This window comes from Paraburkholderia sp. PREW-6R (assembly GCF_039621805.1).
In the GTDB taxonomy this organism is placed as follows: domain Bacteria; phylum Pseudomonadota; class Gammaproteobacteria; order Burkholderiales; family Burkholderiaceae; genus Paraburkholderia.
This window is the reverse complement of record NZ_CP155074.1, coordinates 983,585-1,001,407: the sequence shown is the minus strand read 5'-3', so window position 1 is coordinate 1,001,407 and position 17,823 is coordinate 983,585. Positions and strand designations below refer to the sequence as shown.

The window sequence follows — 17,823 nt, the reverse complement described above, 5'->3', positions numbered from 1 at the left end:
GCACGACTAACCGATTGCCACCACCTACCGACGCGCTTCCTCGTCGATCACCGAGCGATGGCGTGTCTCCGGCATCAGCACGTACGTGATGAGCGATACGGCTGCGCAGGCGCTGACGTAATAGAAGAACCACGATTCGTGGCCCGCATGCTTGAAGCGCAGCGCGAGATATTCCGTCGTTCCGCCCATCACCGACGATACGATTGCGAACGGCAGCCCGACGCCGAGCGCACGCACCTTCGCAGGAAAGAGTTCGGACTTCACGAGCCAATGAATCGACGAAAACCCGCTGAGAATGCCGAGCGCCGCGAGATTTAGCGCAAATGCGGTAAGCGCGCTATGGGTCGCGCCGAGCGCGTGCATCAGCGGCACGGTGAGAAACGTTCCACCCACGCCAAAGATCAACATGACCGGCCGCCGTCCAACCAGATCGGACAACAAACCAAATAGCGGTTGAAAACCCATATAAATGACGAGCGCGACGGTTGCGATCAGCGTCGCGGTATTACGGCTGAAACCGCTCGTGTTGACCATGAACTTTTGCAGGTAAATCGTGAAGGTATAGAAAGCGACCGTGCCGCCGACGCTGATGCCGATCGTCCACAGCGTCTGACGTCGGTGCTGGATCAGCAGCACGAGGAGGCTGCCCCGCTCGCCCTGCGGTCGTTCCGTGTGCGCGCCGCTGCCGGTTGCGCCTTCACGCTCGAACGCGTCGGTTTCCGCGATTCCGCGGCGCAGATACAGTGCGAATACCGCGAGCGCCCCACCAATTGCAAACGGAATGCGCCATCCCCACTGTTCGAGCTGCGTCGGCGTCAGCATCAATCGTTGCAGAACGAGCATCAGCGCGAGCGCGACGAGTTGGCCCATCACCACCGTCACCTGGACGAAGCCGACGAAAAATCCGCGACGGCCTGTCGGCGCCATTTCGCTCAGATACGTCGCGCTCGTGCCGGCTTCACCGCCCATGCTGAAGCCTTGCAACAGACGCGCGCCAACCAGCACGGCAGGCGCGGCCACACCGATCGACCCGTAGGTCGGCGTGAACGCGATGATCAGCGAGCCGACGCTCATCATCGCGACCGACATGCTCAACGCGACGCGCCGTCCATGCCGGTCGGCCAGCGCGCCGATCGCCCAGCTGCCGAGCGGCCGCACGACATAGCCGATTGCCGCGACGGCTGCGGCATTTAATAGCTGCGCAGTCTGGCTGCCGCCGGGAAAGAACGCTTTACTGAAGTAGATCGAGAAAATCGAATACGCGAGAAAGTCGTACCACTCGATCACGTTGCCCGCGCTGCCGCCGATGATCGAGCGCAAGCGTTCGCGCCGCGCGGCCTGCGTCGTCGGCAGCGTCAAGGTATGCGCAGTGGCGGCCACGTTATGTCCTCAGGCGGCGGTCGCGAGAAGGCGCGCCAGTTCGCTTGCGTCAGGCTGGTCTTCGGCATGCATGACCCAGTCGACGATCCGCGCGATCTGCTGCGCGTCGATACGGTGCGCGGCAAGCTTTTGCATCTTCGCAACAATATCCGCTTCGCTCGCGAACGCATGTTCGCTGCCCCGCTGCGCCTCCACGGTCTCTTCGAGCCGTGTGCCGTCGCGCAACTCGACTTCCACGCGCACCATATGCCGCAGCTTCGATCCGCGCGCGGTAATGGCGGGATCTTCGACGACCTGTACCTTGTCTGCGAGCGTCATGCGCTCGGCGTCCGTGACCTTTTCTTCGCTGAACTGATCGACGAAGACATCGCCTTCGAGCAGGAGTGTTGCGACGCAATAAGGCAGATTCAGCTGCGCGGACGTCAATCCCTGCGGCACGTATTTCCAGCCGACATGATCGACGGTGACGCGTGAGCCGTGCACGACGATGCGCTCGACATCCGCTGCGCCGAACGGATGACGTGCCTGCATCGCGCGAATCGCGTCGAGCGTGGTGTGATTGCTGCCCACGCACGAATAGAACTTCAGCGCAATGCGCATCGTCTCGAATCGCTCACCAAGACCGTCGACGAGTTGTGTCAGATCGAACCGGTCCGACGATCGGGAGAACGTGCTGCAAAAGCCGCCATACGGGTTCTCGAATACGTCGACGATGCCGGTGAAGCCGTTCTGCGCGAGCAGCGCGCCATACAGCCCGCTTTGCGCGGCGCGGCCCGCATGCATGCGTTTGACCATCGCGCCGAACTGGGCGGCCATCAATCCCGCCGATTGCGTGCCGCCGATTCCGAGTGCGTGCACCGTCTGCTGTGCGCCCAGCCGCAACCCCGCGGCCGCGCCAGCCGCCGCGGAGAAGACGCCGACGGTCGCACCCGAATGCCAACCCTGCGCGATATGCTCCGGTCCCATACACATGCCCACACGTGGACCGACTTCGTACCCGGCCACGCAGGCCCGCAGGAATTCGCGGCCGGTCATCGGCGTATCGGCGCGCAGCAATTCGGCGACAGCGAGCACCGCGGGCAGCGTGACTGCGCCGACATGCAACACGCCGACGCGATGCACGTCGTCGAGTTCGAAACTCTGGATCAGCGTACCGTTGACGAGTGCAGCGTGCGGCGCGGACAAACGCATCGGCATACCCCAGACATGACAGCCGGGCGTGCTGTCGACACGCTGCAGCGTCTGCGCGAGGATGCGGCTCCACGGCAAACCTGCGCCAAATATCGCGCAGCCGAGCGAGTCGAGGATCAGGAGTTTGATCCGCGCCCGCACGTCGTCGGGAATCGCCTCGTAGCGCAAGCCTGCGACAAAAGAGGCAATGCCGCCGGTGTAAGGGTTTGCGCCTATGTCGTTGTGCTGGTTCATCGGTTGGGGCCTTGCGCGGATCGGTTTGCTTGGAACGTGTCGTGCATTCAGTATCCGCAGCCGACGCCCATTTGTGAATTGCACGTGACGTGATTATTATTGCGTCACGTGCAAGAGTAAGCGGGAATCAGATGAACCGTTTTCCAGGCGTCGATCTCGACGCGCTTCGAGCATTCGTCTCGGTGGCGTCGCACGCGTCGTTTAACGACGCGGCGCTCGAACTGCATCTGTCGCCCTCCGCTTTGACGCGGCGCATCAAAAGGCTCGAAGACGCACTGGATACGCTGCTGTTCGAGCGCACCACGCGTCACGTCGCGCTGACTTCTTCAGGTGTGTTGCTGCTGCCGCGTGCACAGGGCGTGCTGCGCGAACTCGATGCTTCGCTGCAACTCGTGTGTGAAGCGACGCGGATTCGCACGGGTCAGTTGACGATTGCCTGTATTCCGACCGCCGCCAAGTTCATGCTGCCGAAGATCGTCGGCCATTATCACAAGCGTCGTCCAGAAGTGCGCCTGCGGCTGATCGAGGCCGATCTCGCCACGGTGGTGCAGCGCGTGACGACCGGCGACGCGGAATTCGGCATTGCGTTTCTGGTGAACGAGTCGCCGGAGCTGGACATCGACGCGCTGCTCGTCGATCCCTATGTGCTGGCCTGCCCTGTGGATCATCCGCTCGCCGCGAGCGAGCACGTGACGTGGCCCGAACTGCGTCCGTGGCCGCTGATCGTGTCGGGTACGACGAGCGGCAACCGGCGCATGCTCGACGCCGCGCTCAGGGACATCGACTGGCGCCCGGACCGGCTGATCGAGATTGAACATCTGACCACTTCGCTCGGACTGGTCGAAGCAGGCCTCGGCATCTCCATCATTCCACGCTGTGCGGCGCCGCGCGACACGCATGCGCGCATCGCGATACGGCCGCTCGTGAACCCCACTGTCGCACGAACCATCGGCCTGATCCGGCGGCGCGATGCGGCACTGTCGTCGATTGCGCGCGATTTCCGGCTCGCGCTGCGCAGAATGGCGCCGTTCGATTCGTCGATACTGGACGAACCGGCATGAACCGCGCGTGCACGCGAGCCACAGGCGGTACACGCGCTCTGCGTGGTCATGAAGAAGCGCGGTACGGTCGTCAAGTGATGCGTGCAGCGTCATGCTGCGTTTCCATGCGTCGATTTTTCTTCGGGCGCGCGATCCACTGGCATGCCGGTGCGGTTCAGCACCATCGGCGTGTCGGGAAACTTGCATGCGAGCGCGAACGCTTCTGCCATTTACGTGTAGTACGGCTGAATATCGAATGACAGGGTGTGCCGTTTTGAGCAGCGCCTAGCGTTTACGCAAGTGTGTACCCGCAACTGCCAGACCGCTCGATGACGAATCGATCGGCTGGCCATTGAATTCGAGCGGATCCCTTCAGCACGTCGGTCGGTCCAAAGCTCTTGACGATCGAACGTGCGGCCGACTGGCAAGGCGCTTCAACCATGAGTCGTCTGCTTGCGCAACTTCTGCGCGGCACGCCATATGACTTTCTTCGTGCGACGCTGCCTGATGCAGTTCATGCACCTGACGCACCTGACGCACCTGATGCGCTCGATGCGCTCGATGCGCTCGATAAACGAATCCGTTTGACAGGCACGACGTTCCCCTGACGGCTGCGCGACAGGCGCCTGCGATCAGATCAACGATGCAATGAATCAAAAGGAGTGACGATGCGACAGGACGGGTCGCATATTGCAAAGGAAAGTCGGATAATCCATTGCTGTCTTCTGGGCAGTTGTTGCGCTGCGCCATGCCTGCTTATGGTCGACCGCACTTCCGGCCATCAAGCTGCCGGCCTGGCTTTGGGCGCACCTCATTGCCCGCTGATCCGGTCTGCCCAAAGAATGCAGGCACGGCGAATACGAACAAGGCTGTTTCCTTCAACTGCGGCTGAAAAAATTTTCACTATGCGTATCCCACCCGTGAAAGCCATCATTGCTTTCGAGAGCGTGGCCAGAACGAAGAGCGTCAATCGCGCGGCCGAGGAACTGGGGCTCACCGCGTCGGCCGTGAGCCATCAGATCAGCAATCTCGAATCGATCATCGGTCAGCCCCTGTTCTACCGGTCAGGTCGCGGCCTCGTGCTGACCTCCACCGGCGAGCGCTACCTGTCCGACGTCACGGGCTCTCTCGCGGATCTGAATCGCGCAACCGAGCGTGCGTCGAGCCGCGCGGACGTCGAAATCCTGCGCGTGCATTCCAGTCCCAGCTTCGGCCTGATGTGGCTGCTGCCGCGGCTGGAATCGTTTCAGGAAGCCAATGGCGATATCCAGTTGAACGTGGCGTGCTCGTACGAAAGCGTATCGTTTACCAGCGGGTACTACGACATCGACTTGCGCCACGGCTATGCGAACTGGCCTGACCTCGAAGTCAGAACGCTGCGCAACGAGTTCATCACGCCGCTCGCCTCGCCTGCCTATCTGGCGAAGCACCCGGTCAGGACGCCGGAAGATCTGCTGGAGCATCGCCTGATCTTTTCGGAGACGCCGCTCGTGCAATGGAAGCAGTGGTTCGGGCGTACGGGCGTAGCGGCCGCGCACAAGACATTCGACTTCTCGTTCGATCGCTCGTACATGTCGCTCGAAACAGCGGCACTCGGCCTTGGCATCGCGCTCGAAAGCCAGATGCTCGCGTCGGTGCGCATGCGCGACGGCGCGCTCGTGCCGGTCTTCGACGAGAGCTACGCGGTCGAGGTCGGCGCGCACCATCTGGTCTATCCGCCACAGAATGCGGAGTTGCCACGCGTCGCGCGATTCATCGCATGGGTGGAGCGTGAGGTGGGACATAAGGTGCGCCCATCCTGATCACGCAAGCTCCTGCCTGAATTATTCGGCGGTATCCGAGGGTTTTCCTGCATGCCGCGTCACCGGTGCGGGACGCGCGCTCTTGTGTTGTGCAGCGGCGCGGCACGCACGCTTTGCATGCCGTACCCTGCAGTGCTGATCACCTGAAAATTTCTCAAGCAAAGTTGAGCGATACGGCGTTGATGCGACTGACCACGTAGTTGACACTGGCAGCACTACGTCAACACTCAGGAGACACTCATGCTGCTAGAGAACAAGGTCGTGATCGTGACAGGTGCGGCTTCGCCGCGTGGAATTGGCAAGGCAACCGCTAAGGCGCTGGCCGCACAAGGCGCGCGAGTTGTGATCCTCGATCTGCGCGAGGAAGATGCAAAAAACGCCGCCGCCGACCTTGGCGAAGCGCACCTCGGCCTGGCCTGCGACGTCACCGACAAGGATGCCTGCGTAGCCGCCGCCAAAGCGACGCTGGAGCGCTTTGGCCGTATCGACGGCCTGATCAATAACGCCGGCATCACGCAGCCGGTGCGCACACTCGATATCAACGCAGCCAGCTTCGACGCAATCGTCGACGTCAACCTTCGCGGCACACTCTACATGTCGCAAGCCGTGCTGCCGGCGATGAAAGATCAGAAAGACGGCAGCATCGTCTGCATGTCGTCGGTCTCCGCGCAACGCGGCGGCGGTATCTTCGGCGGCCCTCATTACAGCGCCGCCAAGGCCGGCGTGCTTGGCCTCGCACGCGCGATGGCCCGCGAATTCGGGGCGGACAGCATTCGCGTCAATTCGATCACGCCAGGTCTGATCCAGACCGACATCACCGGCGACAAGCTCACCGCCGAGATGCGCACGGAGATCATCAAAGGCATTCCGCTCGGCCGCCTCGGCGACGCCGCCGATGTCGCGAACGCCTGCCTTTTCCTCGTGAGCGACCTGTCGACGTATCTTACGGGCGTCACGCTCGACGTGAACGGCGGCATGCTGATTCACTGACATAGTTCGCCCGTGGCGGCCATGCTTCAATGACGCGCCACCCATGCCTCGCTGAGACCGGAGTCCACCACACGTGGCGGACATCCACACTGACACCGGGCACACCCGGGGCCGAGAAAGGAGACACCATGAAACCCAAGTACACCGCTGCGGCCGTCGCCGGCGATCTCGAACCACGTGCGGACACGACCAGCTTTGAATCGAAGACATACACGAAAGTCAGTCGCCGGCTCATTCCATTTTTGATGTTGTGCTATCTCGGTGCGTATCTCGACCGCGTGAACGTCGGCTTTGCGAAGCTGCAAATGCTGAACGATCTGCGCTTTAGCGAGACCGTGTACGGCATGGGTGCGGGCATCTTCTTCCTTGGCTACTTTCTGTTCGAAGTCCCGAGCAATATCGTGCTGCACCGCGTCGGCGCGCGCAGATGGCTTGCGCGGATCATGCTCACCTGGGCGGTCATTTCCGCCTGCTTCGTGTTCGTGAAGTCGCCCACGGCGTTCTACGTATTGCGCTTTCTGCTCGGTGTGGCCGAGGCAGGCTTCGCGCCGGGCGTCATTCTCTATCTGACCTACTGGTTCCCCGCCGCGCGCCGGGCCAAGGCTTTATCGCTCTTCTTCATGGCGATTCCGCTCGCCGGCATTATCGGCGGACCGCTGTCGGGCTGGATCATGCACTCGCTGCAGGGCGCGATGAACATGGCCGGCTGGAAGTGGCTCTTTCTGCTCGAAGCCGTGCCTTCACTCGTGCTTGGCATCGCCATCCTGCTTTATCTGGACGATGGCATTGCCAAAGCGAAATGGCTGAGCGAATCCGAGAAGGCCCTGCTCGCACGCAATGTCGCCAGTGATAACGCGCAGACCGTCGCTCATATTTCGGTGCGCTCCTTCATTGGCGACCGGCGCTTGTGGCTAATGGCGGCTATCTATTTCTGCGTGGTGCTCGGCCAGTACGGTCTGACGTTCTGGCTGCCGACGATCATCCGCAAGTCCGGCGTCGCCGACCCGCTGTGGGTGGGCGTATTCACTGCTATCCCTTACCTCTGCGCGATCATCGCGCTGCCGCTGATCGGCATGAGCGCCGACTATCGCCGCGAACGCCGCCTGCATCTCGCCATTCCGATGCTGATCGCCGCGGGAGCGTTTGCGATCCTGCCGGCGCTCGGCAGTGTGCCCGCGTCCATCGTCTGTCTGAGCATCGCGGCTGCGGGCATCCTCGCGTCGTCGTCGCAATTCTGGTCGTTGCCGACGGCGTTGCTCGGTGGCATGTCCGCCGCGGCGGGCATTGCCGCAGTGAACTGTTTTGCGAATCTTGCCGGCTTCTTTTCACCGGCGATCGTCGGCTGGTTGAACGATTTCACCGGCAAGTCGACAGCTGGCCTGATCTTCATCTCGATCGCCGTGACGATCGGCGCGTGCCTCGTATTCCTCGTGCCGGCCAGGTCAGTGAACCGCTGACGCGCTGACTTGCAAACCGCCTTCCCAACATTCCGACTGATCACTGGAGACAACATGAACGGTCCTTCTCTCGCGTCGACGGCGCAACTCGCCGAACACGCTTACCGTATCCGCAGAAACGCGCTGCTGATGGGCGAGGTTCAGGGCCAAGGCTACATCGGCCAGGCGCTCGACATTGCCGACGTCCTGTCCGTCGCTTACTTCGGTGCCATGCGTTATCGCCCGGAAGATCCCGAGTGGGAGGAGCGCGACCGCTTCCTGCTGTCGAACGGACACTACGCGATCGCGCTTTATGCGGCGCTGCTCGAAGCAGGCATTCTGCCGCCGGAAGAACTCGAAACCTATGGCAGCGACGACAGCCGTTTGCCGATGTCCGGCATGGCGAGCTACACGCCCGGCATGGAGATGTCCGGCGGCTCGCTCGGCCACGGCTTGACGATCGCCGTGGGCCGCTGCCTCGGCCTCAAACGCAAGAAGTCGAAAGCGTTCGTGTACACGCTTTTCTCCGACGGCGAGCTGGACGAAGGCGCGATCTGGGAAGGCATCATGTCCGCGAGCCACTGGAAGCTGGACAACCTGATTGCCGTGGTCGACGTGAACAATCAGCAGGCAGATGGCCCGTCTACGCAGGTGATGGCGTTCGAGCCGCTCGTCGAGAAACTGCAAGCGTTCGGCTGGTTCACCCAGCGCGTGGACGGCAACGACATTCACGCCGTCAAGGCCGCTTTCGACGCTGCACGCACGTGTTCCGCCGCGCAGCCGCGCATGATCATTGCCGACACGCGCATGGGTTGCGGCGTGCCGTTTCTCGAACAGCGCGAGAAAAACCACTTTATTCGCGTCGACGCCCACGAGTGGCAGTTGGCGCTCGACGCACTCGAAGCAGGGAGACAAGCATGAACGACACGACAGCAGCCAAACCGCGCCTGAAGACCTCGGCTATGATCGCCTCGATTGCAGGCGAAGGACAGATCACACGCTCGGCGCCCTTTGGCCACGCGCTCGTCGAACTGGCGCGGCAGAAAGTGGACGTGGTGGGCATGACCGCCGACCTCGGCAAGTACACCGACCTGCACATTTTCGCGAAGGAATTTCCCGAGCGCTTCTATCAGATGGGCATGGCGGAGCAATTGCTGATGGGCGCTGCCGCCGGCTTCGCGCACGAAGGCGCACAACCGTTCGTCACGACGTATGCGGTATTCGCCACGAGGCGCGCATACGACTTCATGCATCAGGCGATTGCGGAAGACAACCTCGACGTGAAGATCGTCTGCGCGCTGCCCGGTCTGACTACCGGATACGGTCCAAGCCATCAGGCCGCAGAAGACCTTGCGTTGATGCGCGCCATGCCGAACATGACTGTCATCGACCCGTGCGACGCGCTCGATATCGAGCAGATGGTGCCGGCGATCTCGGCGCACAAAGGTCCCGTGTACGCCCGTCTTCTACGCGGCAACGTACCAGCCGTACTCGATGAATACGACTACACGTTCGAACTCGGCAAGGCGAAGATGCTGCGCGACGGTACCGACGTACTGATTATCTCATCCGGCCTCATGACCATGCGTGCGCTGGAAACCGCGAAAGCGCTCGCACACGACAGCGTCGACGTTGCCGTGCTGCATGTGCCGACTATCAAGCCGCTCGACACCGGGACGATCCTGCGTGAAGCAAAGCGCCCGGGCCGGCTCGTGGTGGTGGCGGAGAACCACACGGTGATTGGCGGCCTGGGCGAAGCGGTGGCCGCGGAGTTGATGCGCGCCGGTGTGTCGTGCACTTTCCGGCAGATTGGATTGCCCGACGGTTTTCTGGCCGCCGGGGCGCTGCCGACATTGCACGAGCGCTACGGGATTTCCACCGCGGCGATGTCAGAGTCGATCAAGGGCTGGCTGACGTGAGCGGCTGGTAGCGCGGCCATCTGATAGACACCTCCCGCTGCGGGTGCGCCGGCAAGGTTGCATGCCGGCGCACCCGATCGGCACGCTGCATGCATACGGCGTCAGGCTTCGCTCAGCACCTTCTGGATCACTTCGTCGAACACTTCCACCGGCTGCCCGCCGCTCACCAGATAGCGATCGTTGAAGATGATTGCGGGCACCGACTGGATGCCCAGCGCCTGGTACTTCTCTTCTTCAGCGCGAACCTCGTCGGCGTAGTCACCGCTTTCCAGCACGGCGCTCGCCTTCGCTGCGTCGAGGCCAACGGAGCGTGCGGCTTCCACCAGCACCGCGCGGTCCGACGGATTCTTGCCTTCGCCGTGATAGGCCTGCATCAGCGCCGCCTTCAGGTCCACCTGTTTGCCTTCGATGCCTGCCCAATACAACAGACGGTGCGCGTCGAACGTGTTGTACGTGCGCTCACGCGGACCAAAAATGAAACCGACGCTTTCGCCGCGCTCGCGGATCGTGGCCTGCGTTTGTGCGATCTGTTCCGGCGTGCGCCCGTATTTTTTGCCAAGGTACTCGACGATATTTTCGCCGGCCGGCCCCATTGCGGGATTCAGCTCGAACGGATGCACCGCCATTTTCACATCGACCGATTCGCCGAGGTTTTCCAGCGAACGCGCGAGCGACGCAAGACCAATGGCGCACCACGGGCATGCAATGTCGGAAACGAAATCGATTTTCAGTGCTTGTCTAGGTGTGTTCATGAGAGGTTGTTCCGGTGACATCGGCAGCAACGCCGATCCATGTCCTTGAAAAGTGGCGTGAGTGCGGACCCAGGTGTTCGCGTGCGTTGCGCGCCTGGACCTCGCAGCAATGCAGTTCGTCACGAGCCTTTCTTCATTATAGTGACCCCGCGCCGTACAGCAGACCGAACCTCTACAGGCTGCGCCGCGCGTTTGCCTCCGACGACTTCGCAAAACCCACCCTTACCCAGCAAGCTGTTGTTATAATTCTTTCACCTAAGCGAACGAAATATAACGCCCTTCCACTTTCCGCGCGACAGGACCTTCATGCTGAAACCCGACCGCCTCCGCGCTCTTGCCGATGCGCTGGCGAAGCAAAACGTGATGCGCCTGCGCGACGCCGCAAGCCTGCTAGGTGTCTCGGAAATGACGGTGCGGCGCGATATCGCTGCGAGCCCCGAAAGTTTCACCTACCTCGGCGGCTACATTCTCAGCGCGACGGACGTACCCAATAACGCCGGCTATTCGCTCGAAGAAGAAAAAGACCATTTTGCGCAGGCCAAAGCCGAAGCGTCCGCGATTGCAGCCGGCCTCGTCGTCGATCACGAAACGATCTTTATTGACTGCGGCACAACGCTCACCACGCTCGCACGCCTCATCCCGCTCGAACGGCACGTCACCGTGGTGTGCTACTCACTGAACGTCGCGGAGATTTTGCGGCGCAAGCCGAATGTGCGAATGATTCTGTTAGGCGGCGTCTACGTGCCTTCTTCGGATTCGTTTGCGGGTGAAGAAAGTCTCGACATGCTTCGGCGCATGGGCATCAACAAGGCGTTCATCTCGGCGGGCGGGGTGGACGCGGCGCGCGGCGTGACATGCTGGAATTTCCACGAAGTTGCGCTCAAGCAGGCCGCAATGGCGAGCGCGGTGGAACGGCATCTCGTCGTGGACCAGAGCAAGTTTGGCGTCGTGAAGGCGGTGCGCTTTTCCCAGATCGACGACTTCGACTCGATCATCACCGAGAAGGGCCAGGACCACCGCAAGCGTCAATGAAAAGTGGGCCGCCACTCGCGGGGCGGCCCACGCCGACGCTCTTCGACACCAACGTCTAGCTCTTGCGCTGCAGTGCGAACAAGGTGCCGGCGATCAGAATAAAAGCGCCGATAATCACTTTCTGCCACGTGCTCGGTACGCCCACCAGAATCAGCACACTATTGATTAGCGTGACCAGCACGACACCGAGCAGCGTGCCCGCCACCGTGCCCGTTCCCCCCGTAATACGCGCGCCGCCCAGAATCACGGCGGCAATCACGTCGAGTTCCGTGCCGACCAGGTCGAATGGATTGGCGAGGCGGTTGTTCGACACGTGCAGAATGCCCGCAATGCCCGCAAGCATGCCCGTATAGCCGAACACGAACAGGTGAATGGCGCGCAGGTTGTAGCCGAGCCGCTCTGCAATTGCCAGACTGCCGCCCATTGCATAAACGCCGCGGCCCATCATCGTGCGATTCAGCAGCCACCATGTGAGCGCTGCCGCCAGCACCAGCGCCAGCACCGAGACCGGCAGCACCGCGCGCAGGCCGTCGTTCGTATGATAGAAGAACAGCGGAATACGGCCGAAGCGGTCCATGCTGTGTGGAATGTTCATGAAAAACGTCGTGCCGATGAAGGTCAGCAGCAAGCCACGGTACAGGTACTGCGTACCGATCGTCACGATCAGCGAAGGCGCTTTCAACCGGTGCACCAGCAGCCCGTTGATCATCCCCAGCACCACGCCGCCGAGCGCGCCGGTAATCAGGATCAGCGCGAACGGCGCGTCGGGCCACCACGCGAACACGGCCTTCGTGATGCCATACATGGTCAACGCGGCAATTGCTGTGAACGACACGTCGATGCCGCCCGAGGCCAGCACGACGAGCGTGCCCAGCGCGAACAGCGACATGGTACTCGCCGAATGCAGCAGATCGAACAGCGTCGCGAACTGGAAGAAGCGCGGATTGATCGCGCCGACAATCAGGCAGGTCACCACGATCAGCCCGGCAGTGAACCACTCGGGATTGCGCGCGAGCCTCAAGCGCAATCCCGGCGGTTTGACGTCGGGGGCGACTTCTACAATGTTCGGCGTGGCCGTATTTTCGCTGGGCGTGGTCATCTTCGGGTTCAGGCGCGAATCGATGCGCGAATTCATGAGAGTACTGGCCTCCTTCAGGCAGCTTCCGACAGCAACGCGCGGTATAGTTCGGCTTCGTTCAACGCATCGGCCTGATACTCGCTTGCCACCCGTCCTTTCTTCATCATCAGGATGCGATCGCAGTTCTGCAGCAGTTCGGGCAGGTCGTCGCTGATCAGGATGATGCCGATACCGCGCTGCGACAGCCGCTGCATGATGCGGTAAATGATGTCCTTCGAGCCCACGTCCACGCCGACCGTTGGCCCATGCAGGATCAGCACGCGCGGGTCGATGGCCAGCCAGCGGCCGATCAGCACGCGCTGCTGGTTGCCGCCGGACAGCGATTGCACGGGTTTGTCGACACCGGGCGTCGCAATCTGCAAATCCTTGACCGTCTGTTCGGCAAGCTCGTGCGCACGTGCGCGGTCGATCTGGCCAAAACGGTCACGCAAATCCGAAATCATTGCGGTAATCACATTGTCGCGGATCGGCTTGTCGAGAAAGAGCCCTTCGTTCAGCCGGTCTTCCGGCACATAGCCAATGCGATGATTTTTTGCGTCCGAGGGCGTGCGCAGCGAAACGGCATGGCCGTCGAGCGTCACCTGCCCGGACTGCGCAGGCGCAACGCCGGCGAGCGCTCGCGCGAGTTCGTTGCGTCCCGAATCGAGCAGGCCCGTGACGCCGAGAATCTCGCCGCCGTGCAGCGCAAACGACACATCGCTGAACTGACCGGCACGTGTGAACCCGCGCACGTCGAGCACGACCTCTTTGGCGACCGCCTCCTGCCGATAGCGCTCGTTCGACAGATGGCGACCCGTCATCAGTTCGCTGATCTGCGCCTTGGTGAAATTCGCAATCGGCCCCTCGGCCATTTTCTGGCCGTCGCGCAAGACGATCACTTCGCCGCCGATTGCATAGCATTCGTCGAGCTTGTGGCTCACGAACAGCACCGTCACGCCCTGCGCGCGCAGATTCGCCAGCACGGCGATCAGGTTGTCCACTTCCTTTTGCGTGAGCGAGGTAGTGGGTTCGTCCATGATCACGAACTTCGCTTCGCTCGCGATGGCGCGGGCAATCGCGACCAGCTGGCGCGTGGCGAGCGGCAACTGTTCGATCAGCGTTGCCTGGAAGTCCGGGTCGCCGGGCAGGCCGACCGATTCGAGCGCACGCGCCGCCGTGCGTGCGAGCGCGCGGCGGTCGAACGTACGGGCAAGTTTGCCGTCGTGCGTGGCGAGCTCCGAAGTGAGCGCCACGTTTTCGGCGACGTTCATGTTCGGCAGCAGCGACAGGTCCTGGTAGACGGTCTCGATACCGGCCGCGAGCGATTCGAGCGCCGACAGCCGCGCATGCCGCACGCCTTCGATCACGAGTTCGCCTTCATCCGGCGGTTGTGCGCCCGAGATGATCTTGATCAGCGTGCTCTTGCCGCAGCCGTTCTCGCCGAGCAGATGGTAGATCTGCCCGCGTTCGAACGAGAGGCTCACGCCCCGCAATGCATGCACGCCGGTAAAGCGCTTATGGATGCCCACTACCTGCAGGAAGGGCTGCGCTGCGGCGGATGCAGGCGATGGCGGAGGCGCCGGTACGTGTTGAGTCATAGTGGCAGGTCGCAATTGAAGGCGTGCTCACACGAACACGCCGTATCACACCAAACAGCAATCAGAACGGGTACTGCTTGTAGTTCGACTTGTCGACGTTCACCCAGCCCTGACCACGCACGATGATGCCCTTGCCCGGTCCTTTGGCCACGGTCACTTTCGTATAGCCGGGAATGCCGAGATCCTGACCGTTCTGCACGGTCTTGCCGTCCACCAGCATCTGCGCGATCTTGTTCATCGCGATGCCGGCGAGCTTCGGGTCCCAGAACGCAATGCCGTTGATCGCGCCGCTTTCGAGGAACTTGCCGGCTTCGGTCGGCAGGCCCGTGCCGTACACGCAGATCTTGCCCTGCATGCCGGCTTCCTCCACTGCACGGCCAATGCCGATCACGTCGAGCGACGACGAACCCTGGAAGCCCTTCAGATCGGGGTGCTTGCGCAGCACTTCCTTGGCGACTTCGTATGCGCGCTCACCGTCGTTGTTGGTTTCGAGCTTCGGCTCCACCAGGTCCATCTTCGGGTATTTGGCCTTCGCGTTGCCGATGCCGCCGTCCGCCCATTGCACCTGCGAGCGGCTGCCGAGCGAGCCGACCAGCACGGCCCATTTGCCTTCGTCGTGCATACAGGACGCGAGCCGTTCGTTCAGGCCTGCGCCATAGGCCGTGTTGTCGAATGCCTCGATGTCGACCATCGTGTTCTTTTCGTTGTCGGCCTCGTGCGTGACGACCTTGATGCCGCGATCCATCGCTTTCTTCAACGCCGGTTCGAGCGTCGGCGGATCGTACGGCACGACCGCAATCGCGGTGACTTTCTTCGCGATCAGGTCTTCGATGATCTTCAATTGCTGCGCCGCGTCCGCCCGGCCGGGGCCGGTCTGATACGCGTTCACGCCGGGATTGTCTTTCGCGAACTCCTTCACGCCGTCGTCCATCCGGTTGAACCAGTTGATGCCGGTTACCTTGACGACCGTGACGATCGTTTCATTGGTCGCGGCCTGTGCCGCGGCGATCACGCCCACGGTCAATGCACCTGCTGCAAGCGCGGCGCCCAGTCGGGTCAGTTTCATGTCATGTCTCCTTTATCGTTCGTTCGGTGTTGCCCCACTCGATCGTAACGGACAGCCAGGGCTCGTTGTCCGCCGTGTACTGAATGCTGTGATGTCGCTAACGTTTGGGCGGCGCGCCTGTACTTGCAGCTGGACTTGCGGACGCTCCGCCGCCCAGTCCAAAGATCGCCCGCACCTTTTCGCCGCCCGCGAATGCCAGCGACAGCAAAAGCAGGAAACCCCATGCGCAGTCGCCGAAAAATTGCGAGACGCCGAGCAGATTGAACAGGCTCGACAGGAATTGCAGCACTGTTGCCGCAAAAAAAACACAGATGATGCGGCCGTGCCCACCAGCGGGATTCACACCGCCCATCACCGCGATCAGGATCGAGATCAGCAGATAGGAATTGCCGTAGTCCCATTTGGCACTGGACGTGTGCGCTGCGCTGATCAGTCCCGCGAGGGACGCGAGCACGCCGCACATCGTGTAAGTGAGGATCAGCATCCGCGCGCGCGGAATGCCCGCGTAGAAAGCAGCCTTCGGATTCGTGCCCATCAGATAGAGCCGCAGGCCGAATGGACTGCGTCTGAGCAGCCAGCCGAGCACGACCACGGCGCCAATGAAAATGCAGAACGCGATGGGCACCTGAAACACCGTACCGTTGCCGATGTTCGATAACGGATCGACATAATCGACATGCACGGACGCGCCGTTGCTGAGCACCACCGCAAAACCGGTAAACAGCAATTGCGTGCCGAGCGTGCAGAGAATCGGCGTGAGCCGCAGGCGCGCGATCACGACACCGTTCAGCAGGCCGCCGAGCAGCCCCACTGCCACGACAATCACGCAGAAGAGCGCTGTATATGACGCCGGCGAGTCGTCGCCGCTGACGAAGCGCGGCACCACCAGCGCGGCGACCATGCCGGAAAGGTTCGCGAGTCCGACACCGGACAGGTCGATGCCGCCGTTGCCGGAGATCATCGACAACATGATGCCGAGCGCGAGCAGCCCGAGTTCGGGCAACTGGCCGCCCATCGACTGCAGATTGTCCATATCGACAAACTGCCCGCGCGAAAGCGCGGTGGCGACCAGCACGACAAGCACGTTGACGATCAGCAGAAAATTCAGTTGCCGGTCGCCAAACAGTTTTGCAGCGGTGAACGAAGACTTCATGATGATGACGATCTCCTTCAGGACGCCTGCGGCACGCCCGCGGACTGGTTCAGCACATCGTTGATTTCAGCGAGCGTCGGCATGGACGGCGCGGTGCCCGCACGCGTCACCGAGATACCCGCCAGTGCGCAGCCGAAGCGCATTGCCGCAAGGGGATCGTCGCCGCGTGCGAGTGCGGCTGCAAAGCCGCCTGTGAAGCCGTCGCCCGCGCCGGCCGTTTCCACCACGCGCCCGCACTGATACGCGGGCACCAGAACGGATTGGTCCGCTGAATGCAGCAGCGCGCCGGCCTCGCCGAGCGTGACGATCACAGTGCCGACGCCTTTGGCGAGCAATACGTCGGCCGCACGCCGCGCGTCGGCGGCGTTCGCGATCGGCACGCCGGTCAGCGCGGTGGCCTCCGTTTCGTTCGGCGTGATGTAGTCGCACAACGGGAAAATGTCATCGGGCAACGCCAGCGCGGGTGCGGGATTGAACACCGTGGTCACGCCGCGTTCGCGCGCGACTTCGAGTCCACGGCGGGCGGCTTCAAGCGGCTGTTCGAGTTGTGTGACGAACACGCGTGCGGCAGCGATGTCGGCTTCGATCGCATCTACGTCCGCCGCATTCATCGTGCCGGCCGCACCGGACGCGACGATGATCGCGTTCATGCCGGTGGTGTCGTCGACGAATATATGCGCGGCGCCCGTCGACACGCCGTCGATCACCGTGGCGCGCGCGGTAATGCCTTCGGCGGCCCACGTCTCGCGCGCAATCGCTCCGAACGCGTCATTGCCAAGACGCGTGCAGAACACCACGTCGGCGCCCGCGCGCGCGGCGGCGACCGCCTGATTGGAGCCTTTGCCGCCTGGGCCCATCGCGAAGGCCGAGCCCGCGATCGTTTCGCCGATTAGCGGCATGCGCGCCGCGCGAAACGTCAGATCGGTGACGTAGATGCCAAGAATGACGACGCGTCCACGCCGTTGCACAGGTGTGGTCATGAACGGCCCCCGCGTGCGCATGCCCGAATCGGGGCGCAGCGCGCTGCACCTGTCCTGAACAGCAGAAACTGATACTTCAGCACGTTGTCTCCTCCATGGTCTGGCTGGCGTGCATTTCGTTCAGATGAGCGGG

At 62.2% G+C, this 17,823-nt stretch carries 16 protein-coding genes; 8 read left to right on the top strand and 8 right to left on the bottom strand.

Annotated features, from left to right (window positions below):
• Positions 1-24: 24 nt before the first annotated feature.
• Together AAGS40_RS19670 and AAGS40_RS19665 are read right to left on the bottom strand one after the other, a co-directional pair.
• Positions 25-1,380, bottom strand: coding sequence for an MFS transporter (locus AAGS40_RS19670; protein WP_345816462.1), 1,356 nt, complete (start codon positions 1,378-1,380; stop codon positions 25-27).
• A 9-nt stretch (positions 1,381-1,389) separates the two neighbouring features.
• Positions 1,390-2,805, bottom strand: a complete 1,416-nt coding sequence (locus tag AAGS40_RS19665; RefSeq protein WP_345816461.1) for an MmgE/PrpD family protein — start codon at positions 2,803-2,805, stop codon at positions 1,390-1,392.
• Positions 2,806-2,936: 131 nt separating this feature from the next.
• On the opposite strand from AAGS40_RS19665, the gene AAGS40_RS19660 reads away from it, so the two are divergent.
• The 7 genes from AAGS40_RS19660 (at position 2,937) to AAGS40_RS19630 (ending at position 9,992) form a co-directional block, all read left to right on the top strand.
• Positions 2,937-3,866 carry a LysR family transcriptional regulator gene (locus AAGS40_RS19660; protein WP_345816460.1) on the top strand — a complete coding sequence of 310 codons (930 nt, stop codon included), beginning with the start codon at positions 2,937-2,939 and terminating at the stop codon, positions 3,864-3,866.
• Positions 3,867-4,285: 419 nt separating this feature from the next.
• Positions 4,286-4,453, top strand: a complete 168-nt coding sequence (locus AAGS40_RS19655) for a hypothetical protein (protein WP_345816459.1) — start codon at positions 4,286-4,288, stop codon at positions 4,451-4,453.
• 297 nt (positions 4,454-4,750) lie between these two features.
• A complete protein-coding gene (locus tag AAGS40_RS19650; protein WP_345816458.1) occupies positions 4,751-5,647 on the top strand; it encodes a LysR substrate-binding domain-containing protein in 897 nt (298 codons plus the stop codon).
• Positions 5,648-5,887: 240 nt separating this feature from the next.
• Positions 5,888-6,637, top strand: coding sequence for an SDR family NAD(P)-dependent oxidoreductase (locus AAGS40_RS19645; RefSeq protein ID WP_345816457.1), 750 nt, complete (start codon positions 5,888-5,890; stop codon positions 6,635-6,637).
• A 128-nt stretch (positions 6,638-6,765) separates the two neighbouring features.
• Positions 6,766-8,094: an MFS transporter gene (locus AAGS40_RS19640; protein ID WP_345816456.1), complete on the top strand. Its 1,329-nt coding sequence runs from the start codon at positions 6,766-6,768 to the stop codon at positions 8,092-8,094.
• Positions 8,095-8,148: 54 nt separating this feature from the next.
• The gene (locus AAGS40_RS19635; RefSeq protein WP_345816455.1) at positions 8,149-8,994 is read left to right on the top strand and encodes a transketolase; all 846 of its coding nucleotides are present in this window, start codon (positions 8,149-8,151) and stop codon (positions 8,992-8,994) included.
• Entirely contained in the window at positions 8,991-9,992 is a 1,002-nt protein-coding gene (locus AAGS40_RS19630; protein WP_345816454.1) for a transketolase family protein, read from the top strand. Before AAGS40_RS19635 ends, AAGS40_RS19630 begins: the two co-directional genes overlap by 4 nt.
• 101 nt (positions 9,993-10,093) lie before the next feature.
• Here AAGS40_RS19630 and AAGS40_RS19625 read toward each other — a convergent pair whose 3' ends face one another.
• Positions 10,094-10,744, bottom strand: a complete 651-nt coding sequence (locus AAGS40_RS19625) for a DsbA family oxidoreductase (RefSeq protein ID WP_345816453.1) — start codon at positions 10,742-10,744, stop codon at positions 10,094-10,096.
• A 306-nt stretch (positions 10,745-11,050) separates the two neighbouring features.
• Here AAGS40_RS19625 and AAGS40_RS19620 point away from each other — a divergent pair, with 306 nt between their 5' ends.
• Entirely contained in the window at positions 11,051-11,776 is a 726-nt protein-coding gene (locus AAGS40_RS19620; RefSeq protein WP_345816452.1) for a DeoR/GlpR family DNA-binding transcription regulator, read from the top strand.
• Between the two features lie 55 nt (positions 11,777-11,831).
• On the opposite strand, the gene AAGS40_RS19615 is transcribed toward AAGS40_RS19620, so the two are convergent.
• The 5 genes from AAGS40_RS19615 to rbsK all read right to left on the bottom strand — a co-directional run bounded on the left by AAGS40_RS19615 (position 11,832) and on the right by rbsK (position 17,690).
• On the bottom strand, positions 11,832-12,911 hold the full coding sequence (locus AAGS40_RS19615; protein WP_345816451.1) for an ABC transporter permease: 1,080 nt from the start codon (positions 12,909-12,911) through the stop codon (positions 11,832-11,834).
• Positions 12,912-12,928: 17 nt separating this feature from the next.
• On the bottom strand, positions 12,929-14,491 hold the full coding sequence (locus AAGS40_RS19610) for a sugar ABC transporter ATP-binding protein (protein ID WP_345816450.1): 1,563 nt from the start codon (positions 14,489-14,491) through the stop codon (positions 12,929-12,931).
• A 61-nt stretch (positions 14,492-14,552) separates the two neighbouring features.
• Positions 14,553-15,557 (bottom strand): autoinducer 2 ABC transporter substrate-binding protein, encoded by a 1,005-nt coding sequence (locus tag AAGS40_RS19605; protein ID WP_345816449.1) that lies wholly within the window; start codon positions 15,555-15,557, stop codon positions 14,553-14,555.
• A 97-nt stretch (positions 15,558-15,654) separates the two neighbouring features.
• The gene (locus tag AAGS40_RS19600) at positions 15,655-16,710 is read right to left on the bottom strand and encodes an ABC transporter permease (RefSeq protein WP_345816448.1); all 1,056 of its coding nucleotides are present in this window, start codon (positions 16,708-16,710) and stop codon (positions 15,655-15,657) included.
• A gap of 17 nt (positions 16,711-16,727) precedes the next feature.
• Entirely contained in the window at positions 16,728-17,690 is a 963-nt protein-coding gene (gene rbsK, locus AAGS40_RS19595; protein WP_345816447.1) for a ribokinase, read from the bottom strand.
• Between the last annotated feature and the right edge of the window lie 133 nt (positions 17,691-17,823).